The following is a 6356-nucleotide window of genomic DNA, read 5'->3' on the forward strand; positions in this document are numbered from 1 at the left end:
AGCGCTGGGTGGGCGCCGACTCGACGGGTTCCTCGTAGGGAGTGGACTCCACGTACGGGAGCGACTCGGACTCCATGTACCGGAGCGACTCGGTCGGCGCCTCCGTACGGGGGGAGGAGCCGACGGCGCGGTAGGCGGCCGCGAATCCGACGCCGGTCGGTGCGGGCGCCGGGGTGGGCGCGGGTGCGCGCCGGACCGGTGGCTCGGTGGCGGGCAGCGGCTGGGCGGCCACGTCGCGCGGTACGGCCGGGCCGCGGTCCAGGAAGGCGAGGATCCGCGCCGCCACCTTGACCTTGAAGGGCCGTGGCGCCGCCCGCAGGCCCACCGCGCCGGCCACCGCGGCCAGGCACAGGCAGTACAGGACCAGCACGTACGCCTTCGGCGCCCGGCCCGCGTACAGGCCGTGCATCAGGGCCAGGCACCAGGCCGGGTAGGCGAGCATGTGCGTCGCGCGCCAGCGGGTGGCGAGCCGGGCCGGGGAGGCCATGGAGCTGCGCAGCGCGCCGGTGATGCCCGTGGCCACCATCAGGAGGCCGGCGAGCACGCCCAGGCCGATCAGGCCGTCGCTGCCGGTGACGCCCATGCCGAAGGGGATCAGCGCCCCGATGACGGTGACGTGCGCGAGCGCCAGCTTCACGCTGACGTGCAGCAGCAGGAAGCCCAGCGAGGCGACCGCGGTGGACCGGTGGACGGCCTGGGAGAGCAGCCGCTGCCGGGAGGTCAGGAAGAGCCGGTCGGAGGCCACCAGGCCCCACACGACGGACGCCGTGAGGGAGACCAGCGAGAGCACACCCGTGGTGAAGTCGAGCGCCGCTCTGAAGGCGTCGCTCCCCGTGACCACGACCAGGGGTACGAGCAGGAGGACCGCCGCGCTCAACACCCCCGTTGTCGCGCGGCGGCTGCTACCGGTGGTGCGTGAACTCCCGGGTGAACGAGGGGAGTTCAGTGTGTGAGGGGTTCGAGGGTTCATGGGGGCGACTCCGAAAGGTTCGGCACAGTGGACCCACAGCCGCACTCTAGGTCGATGCATACCAGCCAGTACGAGGTTTGAGTTATCTCGCCGTTATCTAGAGGTGGCCCGGTATTTGTGTTGCCCCGATAGCGGTCGGTACGCGGAGTAACCCTTGGCCCTCGGTGGGGCGCGGGGAACTCCGTCGCGGCTCGCGCGGGGCCTGCGGTACCCTGACGCCATGCGTGCCGTACGCCTTCTGCTTAGTGAGCCGCGCTGATCAGTCCCGACCCGCCCCAGAGCGTGTGGTCGGAATCGGCGCGGCGTCCCCTCCTGTGCGAGGGGCTTTTTCATTTCCTAAGCACGGGCCGCTGGCAGAGACGATCGATGGAGCTTTGAGGATCATGAGCGAGACGAATAACGCCGCCGCTTCCGAGGCGGCGGTCGCGCCGCACCGCTATACGGCGGCCATGGCCGCCGACATCGAGGCACGCTGGCAGGACTTCTGGGACGAGCACGGCACCTACGAGGCGCCCAACCCGACCGGTGACCTGGCGGGGGACACCGAGGCGGACAGGGCGGTCGCCGCCCGCCCCAAGAAGTTCATCATGGACATGTTCCCGTACCCCTCGGGCGCGGGCCTGCACGTCGGTCACCCGCTGGGCTACATCGCCACGGACGTCTTCGCGCGCTTCCAGCGCATGACCGGGCACAACGTGCTGCACACCCTGGGCTTCGACGCGTTCGGCCTGCCGGCCGAGCAGTACGCCGTGCAGACGGGCACCCACCCGCGCACGTCGACCGAGGCCAACATGGAGAACATGAAGGCGCAGCTGCGCGGCCTGGGCCTGGGCCACGACAAGCGCCGGTCGTTCGCCACGATCGACCCGGAGTACTACAAGTGGACGCAGTGGATCTTCCTGCAGATCTTCAACTCCTGGTACGACGAGGACCTGAAGAAGGCCCGTCCGATCGCCGACCTGGTCCAGCAGTTCGAGACCGGTGAGCGCGCCGTTCCCGGCGGCGGCTCCTGGAGCGCGCTGAGCGAGGCCGAGCGGGCCGACGTCCTGGGCGAGTACCGCCTGGCGTACGCCTCCGACGCGCCCGTGAACTGGGCGCCGGGCCTGGGCACCGTGCTGGCCAACGAGGAGGTCACCGCCGACGGCCGCTCCGAGCGCGGAAACTTCCCCGTCTTCAAGGCGAAGCTGCGCCAGTGGAACATGCGCATCACCGCCTACGCGGACCGCCTGCTGGACGACCTGGACGGCCTGGACTGGCCCGAGGCGATCAAGCTGCAGCAGCGCAACTGGATCGGCCGCTCCGTGGGCGCCCGGATCGACTTCGGCTTCGACTCCTCCGACGACGTCATCACGGTCTTCTCGACCCGCCAGGACACCCTGTTCGGCGCCACCTACATGGTGCTGGCCCCCGAGCACGACCTGGTCGAGCAGATCACCCCGGCCGCCTGGCCCGAGGGCACCCATGACGTGTGGACGGGCGGTCACGCCACCCCCGCCGAGGCCGTCGCCGCGTACCGCAAGCAGGCCGCCTCCAAGTCCGACGTCGAGCGTCAGGCCGAGGCCAAGGACAAGACCGGCGTCTTCACCGGCGCGTACGCCACCAACCCGGTCAGCGGCGAGAAGGTCCCCGTCTTCATCGCCGACTACGTGCTGATGGGCTACGGCACCGGCGCGATCATGGCCGTCCCGGCCCACGACTCCCGCGACTTCGCGTTCGCGCGCGCCTTCGAGCTGCCGATGCGCTGCGTCGTCGAGCCGTCGGACGACCGCGGCACCGACCCGTCGACGTGGGACGACGCGTTCGTCGCCGCCGAGGCGAAGCTGGTCAACTCCTCGGGCGACGACGTCTCCCTGGACGGACTGGGCGTCGCCGACGCCAAGGCCCGGATGACCGAGTGGCTGGAGCGCAAGGGCATCGGCCACGGCACGGTCAACTTCCGGCTGCGCGACTGGCTGTTCAGCCGCCAGCGCTACTGGGGCGAGCCCTTCCCGATCGTCTACGACGAGGACGGCATCGCCCACTCGCTGCCCGAGTCGATGCTGCCCCTGGAGCTGCCGGAGGTCGACGACTACACCCCGCGCACCTTCGACCCGGAGGACGCCGACACCGAGCCCGAGACGCCGCTGTCGCGCAACGAGGACTGGGTCAACGTGACCCTGGACCTGGGCGACGGCCGCGGTCCGCGCAAGTACCGCCGCGAGACCAACACCATGCCCAACTGGGCGGGCTCCTGCTGGTACGAGCTGCGCTACCTGGACCCGCACAACGACGAGAAGCTGGTCGACCCGGCCGTCGAGCAGTACTGGATGGGCCCCCGCGAGGGCATGCCCACCGGCGGCGTCGACCTGTACGTGGGCGGCGCCGAGCACGCCGTGCTGCACCTGCTGTACGCGCGCTTCTGGTCGAAGGTGCTGTTCGACCTGGGCCACGTCTCGTCGGCCGAGCCGTTCCACAAGCTGTTCAACCAGGGCATGATCCAGGCCTACGTCTACCGGGACGCGCGCGGCATCGCCGTACCGGCCGCCGAGGTGGAGGAGCGCGACGGCGCCTACTTCTACGAAGGCGAGAAGGTCTCCCGGCTGCTGGGCAAGATGGGCAAGTCCCTGAAGAACGCCGTCACGCCGGACGAGATCTGCGAGGAGTACGGCGCGGACACGCTGCGCCTGTACGAGATGGCGATGGGTCCGCTGGACGTGTCGCGGCCGTGGGACACGCGCGCGGTGGTCGGCCAGTTCCGCCTGCTGCAGCGCCTGTGGCGCAACATTGTCGACGAGGCGACCGGTGAGGTCACCGTCGCCGACGTGCCCGAGGCCGACGTCGACGAGGCCACGCTGCGCGCCCTGCACAAGGCGATCGACGGAGTGCGCGGCGACCTGGAGGGCATGCGCTTCAACACCGCCATCGCCAAGGTCACCGAGCTGAACAACCACCTGGTCAAGTCGTACGCGGGCGGTGCGCTGCCGCGGCCCGTCGCCGAGCGCCTGGTGCTGCTGATCGCGCCGCTGGCCCCGCACGTCGCCGAGGAGCTGTGGCGCAAGCTGGGCCACGCCGACTCGGTCGTCCACCAGGACTTCCCGGTCGCCGACCCGCAGTACGTCGTGGACGAGGCCGTGACCTGCGTCGTGCAGATCAAGGGCAAGGTCAAGGCCCGCCTGGAGGTCTCCCCGTCGATCTCGGACGAGGAGCTGGAGAAGGTCGCCCTGGCCGACGAGAAGGTCGTCGCCGCGCTGGACGGCGCCGGCATCCGCAAGGTGATCGTGCGGGCGCCGAAGCTGGTGAACATCGTTCCGGCGTGACCGCCGTGAACATCGTGCCTGCGTAAGGCACTCGGGGTTGTTCCCTACGGGCAGGTTGGGGGTTCCGCTGGAACCCTCGGCCTGCCCGCTCCGTTTACGGTGGAGAGGGCGGGACGACGGGGCAGACGGACGAAATCGGAGGAGCGCCGTGGAAGCTGTGCTGGTGATCGTGGCGCTGATCTTCATCGCGTTCCTGGCGCTCGGCGCGTACGCGACGGTGAAGGCCGTCGGTGCCGCCAAGCGCGGCGTGGACCGTACGGTCGCGCAGGCCCGCAGGACCGTGGAGGACACGACGCTGCGGGCGAAGAGCTTCCAGCCGGGCACGGCCAGCGAGCTGGCACAGCTGCGCCTGAAGCTGCGCACCTCCATGCGGGCCACCCAGGACGCGTTGCACGCGCGCGTGAGCGACGACCCCACGCTCAAGGAGTCCATCGACCTGTTCGCGCGGCTGAGCGCGCACGGGCACGAGCTGGACGGGGAGCTGAAGCGGCTGGAGACCGAGCCCGACAAGGCCCACGTGCAGGGCCTGCTGCCCGAGCTGCGGGCCCGCACGGAGCAGATCACGAACTCCGCCGACGCGCTGCGGCACGCGGCCAGGGACCGGGCCACCCGGTTCGCGGGCGACGACCTGGACTCCCTGAGCCTGCAGATCGACCTGGAGGCGGGGGCGCTGCGGCACTGGACGACGGAGACCGACCCCGTGCAGGAGACGCCGAGGCCGGGGTCCGCGCAGGAGCCCGCCCGGCCCGCGATCACTCCACCAGGTGTGCGACCGGTGTATCCGTGGCAGAAGAAACCCCGTCCCGAGAGCACCACTTGATCCTTGGCCGACAGACGTCGGTCACCGGCCGGGCGGCGGGGGCCGGGCTGCCGTCCACGGGCCACGGCGGGTAATCTCCGGTGCATGTCCCGCCATGTCGCGATCGTCACCGATTCAACGGCCTACCTGCCGCAGCGGACGATGGAACGCCACGACATCACAGCGGTACCGGTGACCGTGGTGCTGGGGGGCCGGGCGCTCGAGGAGGGCACGGAGATCTCCGCCCGCTCGCTCGCCGAGGCCCTGCAGAAGCGGCAGCCGGTGACGACGTCGAGACCCAGTCCCGAGCGGTTCGCCGAGACGTACCGCAGGATCGCCGAGTCCGGCGCCACCAGCATCGTCTCCCTGCACCTGTCGTCCGAACTCTCCGGGACGTACGACGCCGCGGTCATGGCCGCGCGCGAGGCGCCGGTCCCGGTGCGCGTCGTGGACACCGGCATGGTGGCCATGGCCCTCGGCTTCTGCGCGCTGGCGGCCGCCGAGACGGTCGACGCGGGCGGCACCGTCGACGAGGCGGTGAACGCGGCGGAGAAGCGGGCCGCCGGCACCACGGCCTTCTTCTACGTGGACACCCTGGACTATCTGCGGCGCGGCGGGCGGATCGGTGCCGCACAGGCGCTGCTCGGCTCCGCCCTCGCGGTCAAGCCGCTGCTGCAGCTCGACGGCGGCCGCATCGAACTCCTGGAGAAGGTCCGCACGGCGTCGAAGGCGATCGCGCGGTTGCAGGAGATCGTCGCCGAGAGCGCGGGCCACGGACAGGTGGACATCGCCGTCCACCACCTCGCCGCGCCCGAGCGGGCGGACGCGCTCGCGGGCTGGCTGCGCGAGCGGGTGCCGGGGCTGGCCGAGCTGCACGTCAGTGAGGTGGGGGCGGTGATCGGGGCGCACACCGGGCCCGGGTTGCTCGGGGCCGTGGTCTCGCCGCGGTCGTAGTCCCTGCCGTTCGCCGTTGTGGGTGACGGAGTTATCCACAACTGGTGGGTTGTCCCCGGGAATTGACCAAGATCCACTGGCTTGTGCCGGAGTGCCTACCGTCTCGTGACATGGCACTTCGATCACTGTCTCGGACAGCACAGGCAACCAGCGGGCCGGGGCGCGGCCCCGCTTCCGACAGCCGCGCACGACAGCACGAGCAGCAGCGGCAGCACCGGCAGCACCGACGGGGCGTCGCCCGGCGGCACATGCGGCGCCGACGTGTCGTGGCGGAGGAGACGCGGCTGCGCGCGGAAGCGTTGTTCGCGCCGCCGGGCCGGTACGACCACGACCGGCC

The 6356-nt window shown here is 71.0% G+C and carries 5 protein-coding genes; 3 read left to right on the forward strand and 2 right to left on the reverse strand.

The features are described 5' to 3' along the window. Positions 1–880, reverse strand: an 880-nt coding sequence (locus tag M4J07_RS46010) for a cytochrome b/b6 domain-containing protein (RefSeq protein WP_255983023.1), incomplete at its 3' end; no start/stop codon positions are given. A 473-nt stretch (positions 881–1353) separates the two neighbouring features. Between M4J07_RS46010 and leuS the strand changes: the two genes are divergently transcribed. The 3 genes from leuS to M4J07_RS46025 all read left to right on the forward strand — a co-directional run bounded on the left by leuS (position 1354) and on the right by M4J07_RS46025 (position 6019). Further along, a complete protein-coding gene (gene leuS / locus M4J07_RS46015; protein ID WP_255983025.1) occupies positions 1354–4266 on the forward strand; it encodes a leucine--tRNA ligase in 2913 nt (970 codons plus the stop codon). A gap of 148 nt (positions 4267–4414) precedes the next feature. Then, positions 4415–5086 (forward strand): hypothetical protein, encoded by a 672-nt coding sequence (locus tag M4J07_RS46020; RefSeq protein WP_255983027.1) that lies wholly within the window; start codon positions 4415–4417, stop codon positions 5084–5086. Between the two features lie 84 nt (positions 5087–5170). Next, positions 5171–6019 carry a DegV family protein gene (locus tag M4J07_RS46025; RefSeq protein ID WP_255983029.1) on the forward strand — a complete coding sequence of 283 codons (849 nt, stop codon included), beginning with the start codon at positions 5171–5173 and terminating at the stop codon, positions 6017–6019. Between the two features lie 122 nt (positions 6020–6141). Here M4J07_RS46025 and M4J07_RS46030 read toward each other — a convergent pair. Continuing rightward, the coding region (locus M4J07_RS46030) for a hypothetical protein (protein ID WP_255983031.1) at positions 6142–6356 on the reverse strand (215 nt) is incomplete at its 5' end.

Origin of the sequence: Streptomyces longispororuber (assembly GCF_024448165.1) — a bacterium.
GTDB classification, from domain to species: domain Bacteria; phylum Actinomycetota; class Actinomycetes; order Streptomycetales; family Streptomycetaceae; genus Streptomyces; species Streptomyces longispororuber_A.